The 20,339-nt window shown below is 64.5% G+C and carries 17 protein-coding genes; 12 read left to right on the top strand and 5 right to left on the bottom strand.

Annotation, left to right across the window (positions count from 1 at the left end; all coding sequences use genetic code 11):
- Positions 1-35 precede the first annotated feature (35 nt).
- Together mtnK and mtnA are read left to right on the top strand one after the other, a co-directional pair.
- Complete coding sequence (gene mtnK / locus MESAU_RS25615) at positions 36-1,310, top strand: S-methyl-5-thioribose kinase (protein ID WP_015318933.1); 1,275 nt, start codon at positions 36-38, stop codon at positions 1,308-1,310.
- Entirely contained in the window at positions 1,307-2,401 is a 1,095-nt protein-coding gene (gene mtnA, locus MESAU_RS25620; RefSeq protein ID WP_015318934.1) for an S-methyl-5-thioribose-1-phosphate isomerase, read from the top strand. The genes mtnK and mtnA overlap by 4 nt, the downstream gene beginning before the upstream one ends.
- Positions 2,402-2,412: 11 nt before the next feature.
- Here mtnA and MESAU_RS25625 read toward each other — a convergent pair whose 3' ends face one another.
- The 4 genes from MESAU_RS25625 to nanR form a co-directional block, all read right to left on the bottom strand.
- Positions 2,413-3,240 (bottom strand): sugar phosphate isomerase/epimerase family protein, encoded by an 828-nt coding sequence (locus MESAU_RS25625; protein WP_015318935.1) that lies wholly within the window; start codon positions 3,238-3,240, stop codon positions 2,413-2,415.
- A gap of 18 nt (positions 3,241-3,258) precedes the next feature.
- Positions 3,259-4,104, bottom strand: coding sequence for a phosphogluconate dehydrogenase C-terminal domain-containing protein (locus tag MESAU_RS25630; protein ID WP_015318936.1), 846 nt, complete (start codon positions 4,102-4,104; stop codon positions 3,259-3,261).
- Positions 4,105-4,150: 46 nt separating this feature from the next.
- The gene (locus tag MESAU_RS25635) at positions 4,151-5,446 is read right to left on the bottom strand and encodes a ribulose-bisphosphate carboxylase large subunit family protein (protein WP_015318937.1); all 1,296 of its coding nucleotides are present in this window, start codon (positions 5,444-5,446) and stop codon (positions 4,151-4,153) included.
- Between the two features lie 71 nt (positions 5,447-5,517).
- Positions 5,518-6,234 (bottom strand): transcriptional regulator NanR, encoded by a 717-nt coding sequence (gene nanR, locus MESAU_RS25640; RefSeq protein WP_015318938.1) that lies wholly within the window; start codon positions 6,232-6,234, stop codon positions 5,518-5,520.
- Positions 6,235-6,587: 353 nt separating this feature from the next.
- On the opposite strand from nanR, the gene MESAU_RS25645 reads away from it, so the two are divergent.
- The 10 genes from MESAU_RS25645 (at position 6,588) to apnL (ending at position 19,596) form a co-directional block, all read left to right on the top strand.
- Positions 6,588-7,610, top strand: a complete 1,023-nt coding sequence (locus tag MESAU_RS25645; RefSeq protein WP_015318939.1) for an ABC transporter substrate-binding protein — start codon at positions 6,588-6,590, stop codon at positions 7,608-7,610.
- Between the two features lie 73 nt (positions 7,611-7,683).
- Positions 7,684-10,158, top strand: coding sequence for an ATP-binding cassette domain-containing protein (locus tag MESAU_RS25650; protein ID WP_015318940.1), 2,475 nt, complete (start codon positions 7,684-7,686; stop codon positions 10,156-10,158).
- On the top strand, positions 10,155-11,162 hold the full coding sequence (locus MESAU_RS25655; RefSeq protein ID WP_015318941.1) for an ABC transporter permease: 1,008 nt from the start codon (positions 10,155-10,157) through the stop codon (positions 11,160-11,162). The genes MESAU_RS25650 and MESAU_RS25655 overlap by 4 nt, the downstream gene beginning before the upstream one ends.
- A 96-nt stretch (positions 11,163-11,258) precedes the next feature.
- A complete protein-coding gene (locus tag MESAU_RS25660; protein WP_015318942.1) occupies positions 11,259-12,086 on the top strand; it encodes a phosphogluconate dehydrogenase C-terminal domain-containing protein in 828 nt (275 codons plus the stop codon).
- A gap of 270 nt (positions 12,087-12,356) precedes the next feature.
- Positions 12,357-13,298 carry a D-ribose ABC transporter substrate-binding protein gene (locus tag MESAU_RS25665; protein ID WP_015318943.1) on the top strand — a complete coding sequence of 314 codons (942 nt, stop codon included), beginning with the start codon at positions 12,357-12,359 and terminating at the stop codon, positions 13,296-13,298.
- Between the two features lie 138 nt (positions 13,299-13,436).
- Positions 13,437-14,099, top strand: coding sequence for a DUF2291 family protein (locus MESAU_RS25670; protein WP_015318944.1), 663 nt, complete (start codon positions 13,437-13,439; stop codon positions 14,097-14,099).
- Positions 14,096-15,637, top strand: a complete 1,542-nt coding sequence (locus tag MESAU_RS25675) for a sugar ABC transporter ATP-binding protein (protein ID WP_015318945.1) — start codon at positions 14,096-14,098, stop codon at positions 15,635-15,637. The genes MESAU_RS25670 and MESAU_RS25675 overlap by 4 nt, the downstream gene beginning before the upstream one ends.
- Positions 15,637-16,701 carry an ABC transporter permease gene (locus MESAU_RS25680; protein ID WP_015318946.1) on the top strand — a complete coding sequence of 355 codons (1,065 nt, stop codon included), beginning with the start codon at positions 15,637-15,639 and terminating at the stop codon, positions 16,699-16,701. The genes MESAU_RS25675 and MESAU_RS25680 overlap by 1 nt, the downstream gene beginning before the upstream one ends.
- Before the next feature lie 4 nt (positions 16,702-16,705).
- Positions 16,706-17,740 carry a Gfo/Idh/MocA family protein gene (locus MESAU_RS25685; RefSeq protein ID WP_015318947.1) on the top strand — a complete coding sequence of 345 codons (1,035 nt, stop codon included), beginning with the start codon at positions 16,706-16,708 and terminating at the stop codon, positions 17,738-17,740.
- Positions 17,737-19,596: a D-apionate lactonase gene (gene apnL / locus MESAU_RS25690; protein WP_015318948.1), complete on the top strand. Its 1,860-nt coding sequence runs from the start codon at positions 17,737-17,739 to the stop codon at positions 19,594-19,596. The genes MESAU_RS25685 and apnL overlap by 4 nt, the downstream gene beginning before the upstream one ends.
- On the opposite strand, the gene MESAU_RS25695 is transcribed toward apnL, so the two are convergent.
- Positions 19,572-20,285, bottom strand: a complete 714-nt coding sequence (locus MESAU_RS25695; protein ID WP_015318949.1) for a transcriptional regulator NanR — start codon at positions 20,283-20,285, stop codon at positions 19,572-19,574. The two genes, apnL and MESAU_RS25695, sit on opposite strands and share 25 nt — an antisense overlap.
- Positions 20,286-20,339: the final 54 nt, after the last annotated feature.

Raw genomic sequence — 20,339 nt, forward strand, 5'->3', positions numbered from 1 at the left:
TTATGATCGGAGCACATAGGCGGGAGGGAACAAGGATGACTGGGAACTTGCCGTTCGAAGCATTGTCGGTGGAGACGCTCGCAACCCGTCTCGGCACGAACGAAGCGCTGTGCGCGAAGATCGGCAAGGATGCGAGCGCCTGGAAAGTTCGCGAGGTTGGCGACGGCAATCTGAACCTGGTGTTCATCGTCGAAGGCGCCAGTGGCGGCGCCATCGTCAAGCAGGCCCTGCCCTATGTCCGCCTGGTCGGCGACAGCTGGCCGCTGCCGCTAAAACGTTCCTTCTTCGAATACCACGCACTGACCCGGCAAGAGGCACGCGCGCCGGGCTCGGTGCCGGAGATCTACTACTTCGACGAGGTCCAGGCGCTGATCATCATGGAGTATCTGGCGCCGCCACACATCATTCTCAGGCGCGCCCTGATCGACGGGCGCCGACTGCCGAACATTGCCAGGGATATCGGCCTGTTCATGGCCCGCACGCTGTTTCGCGGTTCCGACCTGTCGATGGTGACCAAGGAGCGCAAGGCGGATTTGGCGCTGTTCGCCGACAATGTCGAGCTTTGCGACATCACCGAGAACCTGGTGTTTTCCGACCCCTATTTCGACGCCAAGATGAACCGCCACACCAGTCCGCAGCTCGATGGGCTGGTGGCGGAACTGCGGGCCGACCGCGACCTCAAGGTGGAGGCGCAGCGGCTGAAGCATATGTTCGCCGCCAATGCCGAGACGCTTTTGCATGGCGACCTGCATTCCGGCTCGATCATGGTCACCGATCAGGAAACGCGGATGATCGATCCGGAGTTCGCCTTCTACGGCCCGATGGCCTTCGACGTCGGCATGCTGCTCGCCAATTTCTGGATGTCCTTCTTCTCGCAGCGCGGGCATGAGCAGAACGGCAGGCGCGACGCCATGCGTGCCTATCTGCTCGGCGTCACGGCCGAGACCTGGGCCGTGTTCCGCGCCGAGTTCTCGCTGTTATGGCGCACCGAGCGCACCGGCATGCTCTATCAAAAAAGCCTGTTCGAGGATCAGGGCGACCGGCTGGGCGCCGAGCAGGCACTCGATAATGTCCTGCATCAGATCTGGGACGATCTGCTCGGCTTTGCCGGCATCGAGGTTCACAGGCGCATCCTTGGCCTCGCGCACAATGCAGACTTCGAGACCATTGCCGATGAAGATCTGCGCGCCAGTTGTGAGGCGAAGGCACTGAAATTCGGCCGCCACATCGCCGTCAATCGGCGCCAGATCCACAGCATCGACGAGGTCAACAATCTGGCCGCGCTGATTGAACAGGAGAACAGCATTTGAACGTCGGCGACCGCCACTTTCGGACCATCTGGCTGAGCGACGACGGCCGCTCGGTGGAGATCATCGACCAGCGCTGGCTGCCGCATGAGTTCCGTATCGAGAAGCTCGTCACGGTCGCCGGCATCGCCACCGCGATCCGCGACATGTGGGTGCGTGGCGCACCGTTGATCGGGGTCACCGCGGCCTATGGCGTCGCCATGCAGATGACGGATGATGCATCCGACGAAGCGCTCGACACTGTGTGGGAGATACTGCACGATACCAGGCCGACGGCGATCAACCTGCGCTGGGCGCTCGACGAGATGCGGCGCTTTCTGCGGCCGTTGCCGCTTGGTGAACGCGCCGCGGCCGCCTACCGGCGTGCCAATGAGATCGCCGACGAGGATGTCGGGCTCAACCGCGCCATCGGCGAGAACGGTCTCGCCATCATCAAGGATATCGCGGCGCGCAAGCAGCCGGGCGAGACGGTCAATATCCTCACCCACTGCAATGCCGGCTGGCTGGCGACGGTCGACTACGGGACAGCCACTTCACCGATCTACCTCGCTGTCGAAGCCGGCATTCCGGTCCATGTCTATGTCGATGAAACACGCCCACGCAACCAGGGCGCCCAGCTCACCGCCTGGGAGATGGCTGGCCACGGCGTGCCGCATACGCTGATCGTCGACAATGCCGGCGGCCATCTGATGCAGCGCGGCGCAATCGACATGGTCATCGTCGGCACCGACCGCACCACCGCCGACGGCGACGTCTGCAACAAGATCGGCACCTATCTGAAGGCGCTCGCCGCCGCGGACAACGACGTGCCGTTCTACGTTGCGCTGCCTTCGCCGACCATCGACTGGACGGTGGGCGACGGACTTGCCGAAATCCCGATCGAGGAGCGCTCCGGCGACGAGGTTTCGCTGGTGTGGGGCAAGACAGCGAGCGGCAAGATCGCCCAGGTTCGCGTCTCGCCCGAAGCAACGCCTGCGGCAAACCCCGCCTTCGACGTGACGCCGGCGCGGCTGGTCACCGGGCTGATCACCGAGCGCGGCATCGCCAAAGCGTCGCGCGAGGGGCTGAAGGCGATGTTCCCCGAGCGGGGATAGGCGGGCCGCGCTCAGAACTCGGCATTGTCCAGCGCGTTCACAAATTCCAGCGAGCGCCGCAAGGCGCCGCGAATGGTGCCGATATCCACCGGCGTGCTTCGCCGCTGGGGATCATTGCGCTGCGGGCGCTGCAGCCGCAACGGCAGTTCGATGCTGACTGGCAGCGTGGCGGGCAGCACGGCCCAGTAGGATGCATAGTCGACAGAGCCGTCGCCGATGGCGCAGAAGGCCCATCCCTCGCCGGTGCTGACGACATCCTTCAGATGAGCATGTCCAACCGTATCGATGGCATCGGCGATATCTTGCGCCGGCTGCATCGTCTCGCCGCTGTAAGTGAAGATGTTGCCGGCATCGTGGTTCAGGCGGACGTACGGCGATCCGATGTCGCGGACGAAGCTTGCCCCCGATCGCGCGCTGCCGAGCAGATCGCCACTGCCATGTCCGGGGTTTTCGAGCGCCAGAACCATGCCGGCCTCCTCCAGCCTCGGCAGGAGAGCGTCGATCGTCGCGCGGATCGCCGCGCTGTTTCTCGCCGGGCCGGCATTGGTGATCAGGAACGACGCGCCGAGACCGGCGGCAAAGCCGATGCGCCGGGACAAGGCGTCGGCGGCATCGGCCCCCGACAGGTCGAGATGAGCCGACACGGCGTTGATGCCCAGCCCGGCATGTTCCGCTGCCCGGCGCAGCTTCGCGGCGTGCGCAGCCGCAAACAGACCCTCGTCGAAATCGACATAGCCGCTGATAAAGGCCGGCTCGACATGGGCGGCACCCACAGCGGCAATCTCCTCGACGGCCAATTCCATGGAATAGCCGTCGAAGAGAGCGGTCGATACCGACATGATCCGCGAAGGCAGGGCTCAGGCTCCCTTGCCGTAGACGATCAATTCCGAGGCTTCCTTCACCTTGGCCGGCGACAGTGCCTCGCGCCAGTCGTCACGGACCACGACGCCCTTGGCGAAGCGCATCAGGCGCAGTGCGGCGTCGGACGGCACTTTCGGCGAGAAACCGAACCACATGGCGATCTCGACATTCAGATGACCGATCAGGAAGTCGAGCGCGGCTTGCCTTGGAATGCCATATTTGCGCTCGCACTCCTCGACGGCCTCGACCATCGTGTCGACGAAGGGCATGGCAACCATCTCGGACAGGCCAGGCTCCAGGATCGCCAATTGTTCGACCGTGACGCGATGGCTGTCGATGATCGGCGACCACATCGCCTTGCAGACCTCCTCGCCAAGCGCGTAGTCCTCTTCAGGTCCCTGCATCAGGGCGCAGACGATCGACTGCCTGGCGATGCCGCCATGATAGTCGCGACGCGCGGCCCACTCCGTCTCGTCACCGAACAAGGGCGGGTGGCAGGGATGACCGACGAAATAGGTGAGATCCGGTCGATCGCCGGGCAGGTCGCCGGCATAGGGTGCGGCCGCATCCAGAACGAGGATCATGGTGCCCTTGGCAAGCATCGGCGAGATTTGCCGCGTCACCTGGCCGATGATGTTGTCCGGCAGAGCCATCACCACAACCTTGGCGCCGGGAATGCCTTCCTCCATGGCGACGGCGGCGATATCGGCTTCTCCCAACCGCTTGCGGCCGGCCTCGCCGATCTCCACGGCGCGGACATCGTAACCTGCTTCGATCAGCTTGCGTGTCACGCGGAAGCCCATCTTCCCTCCGGCTCCAAGCACCGCCACGGATGTCGTCATTTGCTTCTCTCCCATTTCCTCTTGATGGCGCGCCGATGGCGCAGATTCAGCCGAACGCTTGCAGCGCGGCCTCGAGCTCCGGATGCGTGGCGGCGTAGTCGCGCGCGGGAATGCCTGCCGCGGCGGCTTCGAAAGCATCGTGCAGACTTTGAACGCCGGCGGCCGGACCGCCGGGATGCGCCATGATCCCGCCGCCGCAGCAATAGATGAAATCGTTCGTGCCGAGCCTTCCATAGGTCTCGCCCGCCTGCACCGCGGTCTGTCCGGACGAAAACACCGGCATCACCGTATCGGGCCGGTCGGCCCGGCCGAACATCGGAGTGAGGCAGGCGTGGGCGGATGCCATCACCGAATCGTCGGGCTCGCAGAACTTGTTGGACAGCCCGTTGACGTGCATGTGGTCGATGCCGGCCAGGCGCCAGAATTTCTGGTAGGCGAGATAGCTCATGCCGACATCAGGAGAACGGCTGAAGAGACCCCAGCCCGCCCGATGGCCGTGCAGCGCGACGGCGGAATGCCGGCGCATCTTGACGACACCCGACAGGCCGACGGAATTGAGGACAAGCATGGCGCAGGTGCCGCCACGGCGCTCGATCAGGTCAAGCTGGCGGCGCATGGCGTCGATGTCGCCGGAAATGTTGGCCGCGTACATGATCTTGCGCCCAGTCCTGTCGGCGTGCCGGTCGATGACAGCCATGACCGCCTCGAACCGCTGTTCGAACGGCGAATGCGGGGGATCTCCCATCAGTTCGTCGTCCTTGATGAAGTCGAGGCCGGCTGAGATCAGCGTATCGGCCAGGGTCGCGGTCTCCCGCGGCGTAAGGCCGACGCTCGGTTTGACGATGGTGCCGATCAGCGGCCGTCCCGTGACGCCGGTCAGACGACGCGTGCCTTCGACAGCGAAGGCCGGCCCCGGATAGGCATCAGCGAAGACATCGGGAAAGCTGACGTCGAGCAGACGCATGGCCGAGAAATGATGCAGCTCGAACAGATTGCCGAGCACCGTCGACCAGACCGAAGCCAGCACGGTGCCCATGTTCTCGATGTTCCAGGAAAGACCCACTTTGGCCCGGCGCGGCCTGACGGCCGCCGCATCTCCGGGCGCGCGCGAAAACGGCAACGCCTCGCCATCGACCTCGCCAAGATCCTCGATGAATTCGACGCGCGCGCCAAATCTGAGCAGCAGTTCCGGCGTCTCCCCAGGGATCGGACGGAATGTCCCGCTCGATTGCTCACCCGCCATCGCGGCCGCGGCGACCTCCATGGGATAGCGGGTTTCGATCAGGTAGGTGGCGTTAAGACGACCGGTCAATGCAGGCTTCCCGGCTGGAATGAACTTCATAACGGGAGCGATAGCATCAAAATGATATCATGTCATCACATGAGTTTTCCCGGTCAAAAAATTTGCGACTGTCAGTCCCCGCCGTCGTTGCCCGCCAGTTTCGAATAGAGTTCGTTGGCGCGGCCTATATGGTCCGCCATGGCGGCGCTGGCGCCTTCGGCGTCGCCGCTGGCGATCGCCTTGTAGATGCGTTCGTGTTCCTCGACCGTCAGACGCTCGGCGCCTTTCACGGCCACGAGATCGCGCTTGAAGCGCGACAGCCATTCGAGCATGCCCTTGGCCACGGCCGCGATCATCGAATTGCCGCTCATTTCCGCTATGACGGCGTGGAATTCCATGTCGGCGGTTACGAACCGAGCCTGGTCGCCCTTCGCCTCGCGTAGGTGGCGCAAGGTCCCGGCAAGCCGTTCCAGGCTCTTGGCCGTGGCGCGTCGCGTGGCGATCCGAACCAGGCCCGTTTCCAGCAAGAGCCTGACTTCTTTGAGTTCTTCGAGGCCGCGCGAATTCGTCGCCAGCATCATGACCATTGCCGCGGAGACCTGATCGACGATCACCTCCGGTGTCGGGTTGATGACGCGCGCCCGTTCGCCGTGCGATATCCGGATGAGCCCCATCTGCTGCAGCGTCAGCATCGCTTCCCGGATCGACGGCCGCCCGACGCCGATCATCGTCATCAGTTCCTTTTCCGACGGCAATTGGGAACCGGGCGGAAATTCGGATGTCGAGATCGCCGCCATCAGCCGATCGAGCACCTCGACATACAACTTCTTCTTCTGGACCGGTTCCATCCGCATCTCTCCTGATCGTTTCCCGGGGGCAATCGATCCCGAGTCGCACCAACAGGCAAGGTCCCCGCTAATAATTGACATTACATATATGATGACCTAGCGTCCAGTGTGGCCAGTCTCAACGCGGCGCGTGACGGCAAACATAGTGTCGGCACGGCCCGACTGGCCAGGGATGAGACGGAGAACCCGGCGGGCGCGTTGCTCCCGTGGACGCGGTCAAATGAGGTTCCGAGTGGCTTGCCTATTTGGTATGCTGGTATAACATGTAGCTGGTATGGTGTCCTTCGGAAGAGACACCTTTACGGAGTGACAGACGAGCCGATCAGGTCGGCCGATTTTTGGGAGGAGAGATCATGAAGTTTTCAATTGTGGCGGCGCTTGCCGGCGCCGCGCTGGCCAGTGCTTCTGTTTTGCCGGCGATCGCATCGTCGGACAAACCGGTGATCGCGCTCGCCAACGCCTATTACGGCAACACCTGGCGCCACCAGATGGTGGAGGCGTTCGAGGCCTCGGCCAAGGAAGCCAAGGCGGGTGGCCAGATCGCCGATTACATCATCATGAACGGTGACGGCTCGGTGGCGCAGCAGAACAGCCAGATCGCCGAGCTGATCCTCAAGAAGGTCGATGTGCTCGCCGTCGACGCCGCCTCGGAGACCGCGGTCAACGGCATCATCGAAAAGGCCTGCAAGGCCGGCATCATCGTCGTTTCCTTCGATTCGGTTGCTTCGGCGCCCTGCAACTACCAGCTCAACTTCGACTTCAAGGGCTACAAGGCGGCCCAGGCCGAAGCCGTCTTCAAGATGATCGGCGGCAAGGGCAACGTCATCCAGGTGCGCGGCGTGAAGGGCTCTGCGCCCGACAACGACATGTTCAATGCGCAGCAGTCGGTGCTGGCGAAATATCCCGACATCAAGGTTGTCGCCACCGTTTACGGCCAGGCGACCGCCTCGGTCGCGCAGGCGGCGATCGCCAACGTCCTGCCCTCGCTGCCACATGTCGACGCCGTGCTCGGCCAGGGCGGCAGCGATGATGTCGGCATCGCCCAGGCCTTCGTCCAGTTTGGCGGCGATTATGCCGGCAAGATGCCGATCATCGAAGGCGGCGGCGGCACCGACTTCGTCAAATGGTGGGCCGAAGAGAATGCCAAGAATGGCTACCAGACCGTCTCGATGAACACCACGCCGGGCATTGGCGGCGCCGCGTTCTGGCTCGGCCTTTCGCTGCTCAAGGGCGGCAAGGCACCGAAGCTGATGATCATGCCGGTGGCGACGGTCGATGCCAGCAATCTCAAGGAGTATGCGAAGCTGCCGGGCGGCCAGATCATCAGCCCTACCTATTCGCTCGACTGGGTCAAGCAGAACCTGCTCAGCAAGTAGGGCTGCCATTGCCAGGGACCGGGCGCCGCCAAACGGCCGCGCCCGGTCCCTGCCCGTAAGAATCGGAGGACGAATGTCCCATCTTGCCGTAACCGATCCGGAGGGCGCTGCCGCTACGGTGCCCGACACCATGCCAAACGTCGTCTCGCTGTCGCGGATCACCAAGAGCTTCGGGCCGACGCTGGCGAATGCGCAAATCGACCTCGCCGTCTCGGCCGGCGAAATCATCGGCCTGGTCGGTGGCAATGGCGCCGGCAAATCGACGCTGATGCGCATCCTGTGCGGGGCGACGCCACCGACCCTCGGCTCGATTTCGTTCACCGGCCAGGATGTGGGCTTCGCCGACTACGACACGGCGGAGGCGCAAAGGCGCGGCATCCGCATGGTGCATCAGGAACTGTCGCTGTGCGCCAACCTTTCCGTGGCCGAGAACTTCTTCCTGGAGACGCCAGGCGACGCAGGCAACCGGCCGGGCTGGCGCGTGCTCTATCGAGCCCGCGCCCGGGCGGCGCTGGACGCCGTCTTTCCCGCCAACGGCATCGATGTGAACGCCGAAGTCGGCCATCTCTCCATCGCCGAGCGGCAGATGGTCGAGATCGCGCGCGCCGCCGCCACGCCGGGTGTCAAGCTGATCGTGCTCGACGAGCCGACCTCCTCGCTCGACCTCGACCGCTCGAGGCAGTTGCGGGCCTTCATCCGCGAACGAGCCAAATCCGGCCTTGCCTTCATCTTCATCAGCCACAAGCTGCAGGAAATCATCGACATCGCCACGCAGGTGATGGTGCTGCGCAACGGGCGCACCGCCTGGCGCGGCGATGTCGCCGGCACTTCGATTGGCCAACTTGTGCAGCTCATGGGCGGCGACGCCAATTCGATCCACCAGCACAGCGCCACTGCCGCCAGCAGCGGCGAGGCGCTGGTCAAACTGTCCGGCTTCCTGACTGCCGGGCTCGGCCGCGACGTCGAGATCGGCCGCGGCGAGATCATCGGACTGGCAGGGCTCGAGGGCAGCGGACAGAAGGAGTTGCTGCACGCCATTTTCGAGCCGGATTCCGCCAGGGGGGCCGCGGTGACCCGGAGCGGCGATGCCGGTTTCATTGCCGGCGACCGCCAGAAGGAAGGCGTGTTCCCGCTGTGGAGCGTGCTTGGAAACATCAGCATTGGCAGCCTTGCCCGCCGTCCGGCACTGGGGCTGGTTTCGCAGCGTGCCAACCGCGAGGCGGCGGCCGAAGCGGCCGGCCGGCTGCGGCTCGACGACAAGCGCTTCGGCTCCAACATCCTCGAACTCAGCGGCGGCAACCAGCAGAAGGCGCTGGTTGCGCGCGCGCTCGTCGCCGACGCTCCGATCCTGCTGCTCGACGATCCGACGCGCGGCGTCGATATTGCCACCAAGCAGGACTTCTACAGGCTCTGCAACGAGATAGCGCGCAGCGGGCGCACGCTGGTCTGGCATACGACCGAAGATGCCGAGCTTTTGGCCTGCGACCGCGTGCTGGTGTTTTCGGGCGGGCGCATCGTCAAGGAATTGAGCGGAGCGGCGATCACGGAATCGGCCGTCGTCGGCGCATCCTTCGCCCAGCAGGCGGACACGCGCGCCGGCCCGCGACACAGCACCGCCGGCGCCGGGCTTGCCCGCCGGCTGGTGAACGCGGCTCCCTTCATCGGCCTCGCCGCCGTGCTGGCGGTGATGATCTCGGCCAACCCGGCGGTCGCTTCGATCTTCGGGCTCGACCTGCTCCTGATGCCGGCGCTGTCGCTGGTGCTGGTGACGGCGGCGCAGATGTTCATCGTCGGCGGCAGCGAGATCGATCTCGGCGTCGGCGCCTTTGCCGGCCTGGTCAGCGTGCTCTCCGCCACACTGCTCTACGATCAGCCATGGCTCGGCGCGCTGGCGCTGGCGGCGGCGGTCGCCGCCTATGCCGGGCTTGGCGGCCTGATCCAGGCACGCAAGATCCCAGCCATCGTCGTCACGCTTGGCGCCTCTTTCATCTGGATGGGACTGGGCTACGCGCTGCAGCCGACGCCGGGCGGCGCCAGCCCCGAATGGCTGTCGGCGATGTTCAGCTGGTCACTGGGTTTCCTGCCCACCTCCATCATCTTAATCGCCGCGGTCGCGCTGGTGGTGCTGGTGATCGACCGGCTGCCGCTCGGCGTGGTGCTGCGCGGCTTCGGCAACAATCCGACCGCCATGATCCGCTCCGGCTGGTCGCCGACGCGCTATGCGCTGGTGCGCTACCTCGTCGCCGGACTGTTCGCGGCTGCCGCCGGCCTGTCGCTGACCGCGATCAACACGGCAAGCGATATCAATTCCGGCAATTCGTTCACGCTGCTCAGCGTCGCCGCCGTGGTGATGGGCGGCTGCTCGCTGCTGGGCGGCGTCATCTCGCCGGTCGGCGCCGTCGCCGGGGCGGTCACGCTGGCCTTGATCGGCGCCTTGCTCGGCACGCTGAACGTGAGCAGCGACTTCAACGCGGCAACGCAAGGGCTGATCCTCATCGCCCTGCTGACGCTGCGCAGCCTGACCGCCGACCGCAGGAGCGAACAATGAACGGCCTCGCCGCCTTCAGCCTGTGGGCGCAGAAGAACCGCTGGGTCTGGTCGGCGATCGGCGTGCTCGTGCTTTGGCTGGTGCTGTCCATCGTCACCAACCGGTTCAGCCTCTCCAGCCTGTCGGGCATCATTCTATCGGCGTCGTTCCTGACCGTTGTCGGCATAGGCCAGATGTTCGTCGTCACCACCGGGCGCGGCAATATCGACCTTTCGGTGGCGTCGGTGATCACGCTCAGCGCCTTCGTGGCGCTGCTCACCATCAAGGGCCAGGATGCCAACCTCGCCATCGGCGTGGGTGCGGCGATCCTGCTCGGCCTTGCGGTCGGCTGCTTGAACTCGCTGCTCGTCGTCGGGCTGAACATACCAGCCATCATCGCCACGCTGGCGACGGGTTATGTGCTGGCGACGGCAACGCTGCTGTCGAACCGCGCCATATCGGGTTTCGCCGTCAGCCCGCTCTTGAAGACGCTGGCGACGGGCCGCGTCTCCGGCGTGCCGATCATGGCCGTCATCGCCATTGTCGGCGTGGCCGCGACCGCGTTCGTGCTGCGCTACACGGTGTTCGGACAGTTGCTGTCGGCGGTCGGCCAGAATCGCACCGCCGCGCGACTGGCGGCGATCCGCAACAACCGGATCATCGCGTCGGCGTTCATCATCTCGGCGGTGCTGGCTTCGCTCAACGGGCTGCTGCTCGGCGCTTATATAGGCGGCGCCTTCCTCGAAATGGGCCAGCCCTATCTTCTGCAGTCGATCGCCGCGGTGGTTCTTGGCGGAACGCTGATCTTCGGCGGCTCGGCCAGCGCCGTCGGCACGCTGTTCGCCAGCATCCTTTTGATCCTCATCGTCACCACCATGCAGATCGTCGGCCTGCCGCCAGGTGCGCAGGACATCGTGCAAGGCATCGTCGTCATCTTCGTTCTGGCGCTGGCCGGCCGGCAGGTGCTGTCGAGGCGAGCCGCCGTCGACCGCGCAGGCGACGACGGCACGCTGAAATCCGAGTGATGATTTCTCTTGCCAAGCTGTGGTAGAGTGATCATACCAGTAGATATGATGACGATCGGCAATGCCGGCGTCCCGCGACCAAGGAGCAAGGGCTAGATGACGACGATTGCGCTGTTCGGTGCCGGTGGCAAAATGGGCTACCGCCTTTCGACCAATTTCCGCGGTTCGCCCTATACGATCCGCCATGTCGAGGTCAGCGAGGCCGGGCGCGAGCGGCTGAAGACCGGACTGGGCTTCGACACGGTCAGCGCCGACGAGGCGCTGGAAGGCGCGGACGTGGTGATCCTGGCCGTGCCGGACACCCATATCGGCAAGGTCGCGGCCGGCATCGAGAGCAAGCTTGCGCCGGGCACGATGGTCATCGTGCTCGATGCCGCCGCACCGTTTGCCGGCCATCTGCCTAATCGTCCCGACCTGACCTACTTCGTCACCCATCCCTGTCATCCGCCGATCTTCAACGACGAGACCGACATGGCGGCCAAGAAGGATTATTTCGGCGGCGTCAAGGCCAAGCAGCACATGGTCAGCGCACTGATGCAGGGACCGGAGGCCGACTACGCCAAGGGGGAGGCTATCGCCAAGATCATCTGGGCGCCGGTAATGCGCTCGCACCGCGTTTCCGTCGAACAGATGGCGCTGCTCGAGCCGGGACTTTCGGAAACGGTGTGCGCCTCGCTGCTGGTCGTCATGAAGGAAGCGGTCGACGAGGTGGTGGCGCGCGGCGTCGACCAGCAGGCGGCACTCGACTTCCTGCTTGGCCACATGAACGTGCTCGGCGCCGTCATCTTCGGCGAAACCAAGGGGGTGTTCTCGGATGCCTGCAACAAGGCGATCGAGTTTGGCAAGCCGGTGCTGATGCGCGACGACTGGAAGCGCGTCTTCGAGCCCGAAGAGATCGCGGCCAGCATCCAGCGGATCACTTGAGCGTCTTAGGTACAGATCTGCCTTAAGTACAGATCACCTGAATTTGTGGTTGACTCATCATACCAGTTAGCTAAGCTAATGTTCGCTCGGATCACGCTTCGCCGGGAGTTCGATGCTGAGACGGGTGGAGGATGGGGGAATAGGAACTTGCCTTGGCGGAGCTGGTGGGCTTGAGCCCGGGCGTTCCGCAACCTTCACACGCTGACGAATTCAAACACAGACAAGTGGCTCGAACGATCGAGACACAGGCTTTTCAAACGGGAGGACTTCATGAAACTGACACGCAGAATGACGCTTGCCGCCTTCGCCGGCGTGCTGGCGCTCGGCACGGCGATGCCCGCCTACGCGGCGGACCTGATCGCCATCATCACCCCATCGCACGACAATCCGTTCTTCAAGGCGGAAGCCGTCGGCGCCGAGGCCAAGGCCAAGGAACTCGGCTACGAGGCGCTGGTGCTGGTGCATGACGACGACGCCAACAAGCAGTCCGAGCTGATCGATACCGCGATCGGCCGCGGCGCCAAGGCGATCATCCTCGACAATGCCGGCGCCGACGCGACCGTCGCCGCCGTGCAGAAGGCCAAGGACGCCGGCATTCCCTCCTTCCTGATCGATCGCGAGATCAACGCCACAGGCGTTGCCGTGGCGCAGATCGTCTCCAACAACTACCAGGGCGCCCAGCTCGGCGCGCAGGAGTTCGTCAAGCTGATGGGCGAAAAGGGTAATTTCGTCGAGCTGGTCGGCAAGGAATCCGACACCAATGCCGGCATCCGCTCCAAGGGCTACCATGACGTCATCGACGATTATCCGGACCTGAAAATGGTCGCGCAGCAATCGGCCAACTGGAGCCAGACCGAGGCCTATTCCAAGATGGAATCGATCCTGCAGGCCAACCCCGACATCAAGGGCGTCATCTCCGGCAACGACACGATGGCGATGGGCGCCTATGCGGCGCTCGCGGCGGCGAACCGCAAGGATGTCATCGTCGTCGGCTTCGACGGTTCGAACGACGTGCGCGATTCCATCACCTCGGGCGGCATCAAGGCGACGGTGCTGCAGCCGGCCTACGCCCAGGCGCAGATGGCGGTCGAACAGGCCAACGACTTCATCAAGAACAAGAAGTCGCCCGAGAAGGAAAAGCAGCTGATGGACTGCGTGCTCATCAATGGCGACAATGCCGCCAAGCTGGAAACCTTCGCGCTGAAGAACTGAGCCGGCACGATATAATTGCGAGGGGCGGACACGCGTTCGCCCCTCAGTGCTTTATTTTGATGCAATTCCGGACGGGAAACCGTTTCACAGTTTTCCTGGAATTGCTCTAATTTCACGTTCCGGGTGCTTTTGACCGCCATGCCGAAGACATTGACCTGGCTAACCCCTTTTAGTTGGCTGACGCTTGTCGCGCTCGCGGGCCTTGGCCTCGGCGGTTGCAAAATCCTGCCGACGCCGGTGGCGCAGAGTGAAAACAGCGCGTCTGCCTTTAACCCGGACAAGATGGTCGAGGACATCTGGGCCCCGAAGGTCATCCCCTACCTCAGGCAGAAGGCTGGGCCGTTCGCCGAGGTCCATGCCTTGGCGAAAACCGATCCGGCGGCGGCCGGCGCCAAATACGGCAATCCAAGGAAGCAGGCGAATTCGCCATGGACCTTCGCGGTCCGCGTCGAGGGCAAGATCGTCGCCGCCAACACGCAGTCGCGCGCGGCAACGATGGATGTCGACGTGGACGGCGACGACAAGGCCGATGCGCGCGTCCAGATCGGGCCGGCGATACGCGGCACCGCACTTAGAGACAGCCTCGATTTCGTCCAGTTCAACGACTTCACCAATCAGATCGACTTCGCCCAGTTCGGCAAGGCCTTCAACGCCTATGCCGGTAAGACCGTGCTGTCCAAACTGCCTCGCGAGGCGCTTGAGGGCCGCACCGCCAAGGTGATCGGCGCCTATACGATCGAAGGCGGCCAGGACCTGCCGCTGGTGACCCCGGCGGAGGCCGAGATCGGGCCGAAGCCATGAGCCCCGCTCACGAGGTTATCCTCAAGCTGGAGGACGTCTCGAAGGTTTATGCCGGCACGGTCGCGGTCAAGCAGGCGAACTTCGAGGTGCACAAGGGGGCCGTCAACGTGCTGGTCGGCGAAAACGGCGCCGGCAAGTCGACGCTGATGAAGATCATCGCCGGCGTCGAGCAGCCGACCCTCGGCCGTATCCTGCTCGAAGGCGAAGAGGTTTCCTTCTCCTCGTCGGGAGACGCGGTCGCGCGCGGCATCGGCATGGTGTTCCAGGAGCTGAACCTGTTCGGCAATATGACCGTGGCCGAGAACATCTTCGCCACACGCGAGATCACCAACCGGCTGGGCAAGATCGATCGCAAGACACAGGAAAAGCGGGCGGGCAAATTCCTCGACCGGCTCGAGGCCGGCATCCGGCCAGACATGCTGGTCGAGGACTTGCGCATCGGCCAGCAGCAGCTGGTCGAGATCGCCAAAGCGGTATCGCTCGACGCCAAGATCCTGATCATGGACGAGCCGACCTCGGCGCTGAGTGCTACGGAAGTCGAAATCCTGTTCAAGGTGATCGCCGACCTCAAGGCGCGCGGCGTCGCTATCGTCTACATCTCGCACCGGCTGGAAGAACTGATCCGCATCGGCGACACGGTCACCGTGCTGCGCGACGGGCGCATCACCGGCCAGGAGGAAATGAAGAACGTCGACACGCAGTGGATCGTGCGGCAGATGATCGGCTCGGACGCCAAGGATTTCGCCAAGGCCGACGGCCACCAGCCAGGCGAGGAAATCTTCCGCGCCGAGGAGATCTGCCTGCCGCGCGTCACCGGCGGACTGGCGGTCGACCATGTCTCGCTGTCGCTGCGCGCCGGCGAAATCCTCGGCATATACGGGCTGATGGGCGCCGGGCGCAGCGAATTGTTCGACTGCATCATGGGCCGCCACGGCCATGCCAGCGGCAAGATCTTCATCGCCGGCAGGCAAGTGAAGGAGCGCGACACGACGCGCCGCATCCAGCGCGGGCTTGCCCTGATCCCCGAGGACCGCCAGCGCGAAGGTTTGGTGTCGATCCTCTCGGTGGCCAGCAACCTGACGCTGGCGAGCCTGTCGCGCTTCGTGCGCCTGTTCCATATCCGAGGCGGCGCCGAGCGGCAGGCCGTGATGCAGATGGTGCGGGAACTCGCAATCAAGGTCGCCGACCCGGCGCAGGAAGTCTCGTCGCTGTCGGGCGGCAACCAGCAGAAGGTGGTGATCGGCAAGGCGCTGCTCACCGGACCGAAAGTGCTTCTGATGGACGAGCCCAGCCGTGGCATCGATGTCGGCGCCAAGGCCGATGTCTTCCGCACCATGCGCAAGCTTTCGCGCGACGGGCTGGGCATCCTGTTCGCCACCTCCGACCTCGACGAGGTGATGGCGTTGTCCGACCGCATCGCGGTGATGAGCAATGGCAGATTGACCGGCATGTTCGACCGCGCCGAAGCGACGGAGGCGGCGATCGTCGCCGCGTCGGCGCTGGGCCACGGACCGGCCGCACATGGGGAGCAACGCTGATGACTGACATTCCGGCCAAGGCGACCGCTCCTTCCGCCTCCGGCGGCTCCGCGTTGCTGACATTGATGAAGCTCAGGACCTTTATCGCGCTGATCGCGGTCCTGGTGTTCTTCTCGATCGCCGCGCCGAACTTCCTGTCTGCGGCGAACCTGATCCTGATGGCCAAGCACGTGGCGCTCAACGCCTTCCTGGCCATGGGCATGACCTTCGTCATCATCACCGGCGGCATTGATCTTTCGGTCGGCTCGATCGTCGGCCTGTGCGGCATGGTGGCCGGCTATCTCGTGCTCAACGGCATCGACCTGCAGATCGGCTACACCATCTATTTCAACGTCGTCGAGATCGCCCTGATCACGCTTCTGGTCGGCATAGCGATCGGCGCCGTCAACGGGCTGCTGATCACCAGGCTCAACGTCGCACCCTTCATCGCCACGCTCGGCGTGCTCTATGTCGCGCGCGGTTTCGCGCTGCTGTCCTCCGACGGCCGCACCTTCCCCAACCTGGTCGGCAAGCCGGAACTCGGCACCACCGGCTTCGGCTTCCTCGGCGCCGGCCGGCTGCTCGGCCTGCCGGTGTCGATCTGGATTCTGATCGTGGTGGCGCTGGGGGCTGCCTATCTCGCGCGCTACACCCCGCTCGGCCGGCACATCTTCGCCGTCGGCGGCAATGAGAGGGCGGCGCGCATCTCAGGCGTGGGCGTCAACATGGTCAAGATGTTCGTCTACATGTTTTCCGGCTTCTGCGCGGCGATCGTCGGCCTGATCATCTCCTCGGAGCTGATGGCCTCGCATCCGGCGACGGGCGAGAGCTTCGAATTGAACGCCATCGCCGCGGCGGTGCTCGGCGGCACCTCGATGTCGGGCGGGCGCGGCACGATCGGCGGCACCATCGTCGGCGCCTTCGTCATCGGCATCCTGTCGGACGGGCTGGTGATGATGGGCGTGAGTTCTTTCTGGCAGATGGTGATCAAGGGGCTGGTCATCATCGTCGCCGTGGTCGTCGACCAGGCGCAGCGCCGGCTGCAGCAGCGCGTCACCCTCATGCAGATGGCAAAGGCGGGTTGAGAGAATGGCGGGCTTAAGTGGAGCGCTGATCGGCTGCGGCTTCTTCGCCGTCAACCAGATGCATGCCTGGCGTGACATCGAAGGCGCCGCGATCATCGCCGTCTGCGACCGCGATCCCGAGCGGCTCAAGATAGTCGGCGACCAGTTCGGCGTGACGCGGCGCTACACCGATGCGGCGGAACTTTTCGCCGCCGAGACGCTCGATTTCGTCGACATTGCCACCACGGTCGGCAGCCATCGGCCGCTGGTCGAGATGGCGGCCGCGCATGGCGTTCCCGTGATCTGCCAGAAACCGTTCGCGCCAACGCTGGCCGACGCCAAGGCGATGGTGAAAGCCTGCGCGGATGCCGGCGTGCCGCTGATGGTGCATGAGAATTTTCGCTGGCAATCGCCGATCCAGGCGGTGCGCGCGGTGCTCGACAGCGGCGAGATCGGCACACCCTTCTTCGGCCGCATCTCCTTCCGCTCCGGCTATGACGTGTTCTCCGGCCAGCCCTATCTCGCGACGGGCAAGCGCTTCATCATCGAGGACCTCGGCATCCACATCCTCGATATCGCCCGCTTCCTGCTCGGCGATGTGTCGAGCCTGACCGCGCGAACCAAACGCATCAACCCGGCCATCGCCGGCGAGGATGTCGCCACGATCCTCATGGACCACGCTGGCGGCGCCACCTCGGTGGTCGATTGCAGTTATGCGACCAAGCTTGCCGCGGAGCCGTTCCCGGAGACGCTCATCGAACTCGATGGCAGCGACGGCACGATCCGGCTGGCGCAAGGCTACCGGCTGACCGTCACCGGCAAGAGCGGAACCAGGGTGAGCGACGTCTCGCCGCGGCTGCTGCCCTGGGCCTCGCGGCCCTGGCACAACATCCAGGAAAGCGTGCTGGCCATCCAGCGGCACTGGGTCGACTGCCTTGCATCAGGCCAGGAACCGGCGACGTCAGGCGCGGACAATCTGAGGACATTCGCCCTGGTCGAGGCCGCCTATGCCGGTGCCGCCAGCCGAGAACCGGTGCAGATCGAAGCCTTGCTGAGATGACGGCAGACGCTTTCCAGCTCTACGGCACGCGCGCGGCCGAGCCCAAGCCGGTCACGCTGCGTGCGGGCGCATTGAGCGCGGAACTGGTCAACGGCAATCTGCGCACCATCCGCCACGGCGGCACCGAAGTGCTGCGTGCCATAGCTTACATTGTGCGAGACCGCGACTGGGGCACCTATGAGCCTGACCTCACGGACCTGACCATCGACCAGACGGACGACCGTTTCTCCGTCAGCTACGCGGCAAGCTGCCTCGGTCCGGACGGCAGCCGGCTCGGCTTCGACGCCACGATCGAAGGCTCGGCCGACGGCAGGCTGGTCTTCGATGTGACCGCGCTCCCCGAGAGCGATTTCGAAACCAACCGCTGCGGCTTCTGCATCCTGCACCCGATCGCCGGCCTCGCCGGCAGCCCGGTGACGGTCGAGCACACCGACGGCAGCGTGGTCGAGACGGAACTCCCCGATCTGATCGACCCGTGGCAACCGTTCAAGGATTTGCGCGCCATCACGCATCAGGTCCGGCCCGGCGTTGTCGCGCAATGCCGGATGGAAGGCGACGCATTCGAGATGGAGGACCAGCGCAACTGGTCCGACGCCTCGTACAAAACCTATGTGCGGCCGCTGGCGCTGCCATGGCCCTATGTGCTGCCGGCCGGGCAGGCGCTGCGCCAGATGATCAGCCTGCGCATCACCGGCGATGCCAATGTGCCTGCCTCGGCGGCGCCGGCCGAACCGGTCCGCGTCGAGCTCGGGCAAGCCGGCGCGAAGCTGCCCGATATCGGCATCGTGGTCTATCCCGAGGAGATCGAGGCGGCACTTGCCGACCTGCCGTTGCTGCGAGGGCTCGGTCCCCGGCAACTGCTTTTCCACTTCGACCCGACGCGTGGTCACGGCCTCGAGGCGCTGCGCGCCCATGCCCGGCTGGCGGCCGCCTATCCTGTTTCGACGACGCTGGAGTGCGTGGTCGCTTGTGCCGGCGATCTGGACGCCGAACTTTCCGAGATCGCCGACATGGTGCGCCGGGCAGGCCTGCGGCTCGACGCCATCGCGGTGTCGCCTGCGGTCGACCGGCAATCGACGCCGCCGGGCAGTGCCTGGCCGGCATGCCCACCGCTCGAGGACGTCTACGCGGCCGCCCGCCGGGCCTTTCCCGGCCTCCGCCTCGGCGGCGGCATGTTCAGCTATTTCACCGAACTCAACCGCAAGCGCGTTCCAGCCGGCCAGCTCGATTTCATCACCCACTGCACCAATCCGATCGTACACGCCGCCGACGATCTCAGCGTGATGCAATCGCTGGAGGCGCTGCCCTTCATCACCCGGTCCACGCGGGCGATCTTCGGGACAAAGCCGTACCGGATCGGACCATCGACGATCGCCATGCGCCAGAACCCGTATGGTGGTGCGACCAAGGACAATCCTCAGGGACAGCGCATCGCCATGGCGAACCGCGATCCACGCCACGCCGCGCAGTTCGCCGCCGCATGGACGATCGGCTATGCCGCGCGCGTCGCACCGGCGGGAGTGGAGATGCTGACACTGTCCAGTTTCGCCGGACCGTTCGGCGTGGTCGCGGGATCGGGCGAACCCGTCGCAGAGGGATCGCCGCGGCCGATTTTCCAGGCCGTCAAAGGGCTTTGTGAGTTGGCCGGGCTGACGCATGTTTCCGCCGTGACGAGCGACGAGACGCGGGTCCTGGCGCTGGCCGGCCGCTCCGCGTCGGGCGAGACCATCGTCTGGCTGGCGAACCTGACACCGAACGACATGCGGGTCGACACTTCCGCGCTTGACCGGGGCGATCTCGTGATGTCTCCGTATGCGATTACCAGGATCGGTTACTTCTCGGAATTCATCACATAGAGCGCACGCGAGCGCTCGAGGTGCTTGATCATCGCCTTCTCGGCGCCGTCGGCATCCCCGTGCTCGATGCGGTCGATGATCTCTTCGTGCTCGGTCAGCGTGTATTTTTCCTTGCCGGTCCAGATCAGCATTTCGGTGTGGTATTCCTTCAGCCAGCCCAGTGTGGCTTCGCTGACGGCGACATAGATCGGATTGCCTGAAATGGACGCGATCTGGGTATGGAATTTCATGTCGGCGGAGATAAAGGCTTCGGAATCGCCACGCGCGGCGCGCTGCTCGGCCACGGTCGCCTTCAGCAATTGCACATCCTCTGATTTGGCCTTTTCCGCGGCTTCCCTGACCATGCCGCGCTCGAAGAAGATGCGCGCGGTCTTCAGGTGCTCCAGCGTGTCCCGGGACGAGGACAGGATGATCTTGGCCGCGCCATCGACCTGCTTGATGATCGACTTAGCGGTGAGTTGCAGCACCTTGGCGCGCTCGCCATGCGAGATGGCGACCAACCCCATATTGCTCAGCGCCTGCATGGCCTCGCGGATCGCCGGCCGGCCGACCTCGAAGCGCTCCATCAACTCGCGCTCGGACGGCATGTCGTCGCCCGGCTGCAGTTCGCCGCTGGTGATCAGCCGCTTCAGTCTTGCAAAGACTTCGTCGGAAAGTTTGCGCCGGACGATCGGCTCCGAACGGTTCATCGTGACGAATCACTCCCTGGCCCGGTTCCTGTTTAGCATTCCTGGCAGGATTAC

Source organism: Mesorhizobium australicum WSM2073, assembly GCF_000230995.2.
GTDB lineage: Bacteria > Pseudomonadota > Alphaproteobacteria > Rhizobiales > Rhizobiaceae > Mesorhizobium > Mesorhizobium australicum.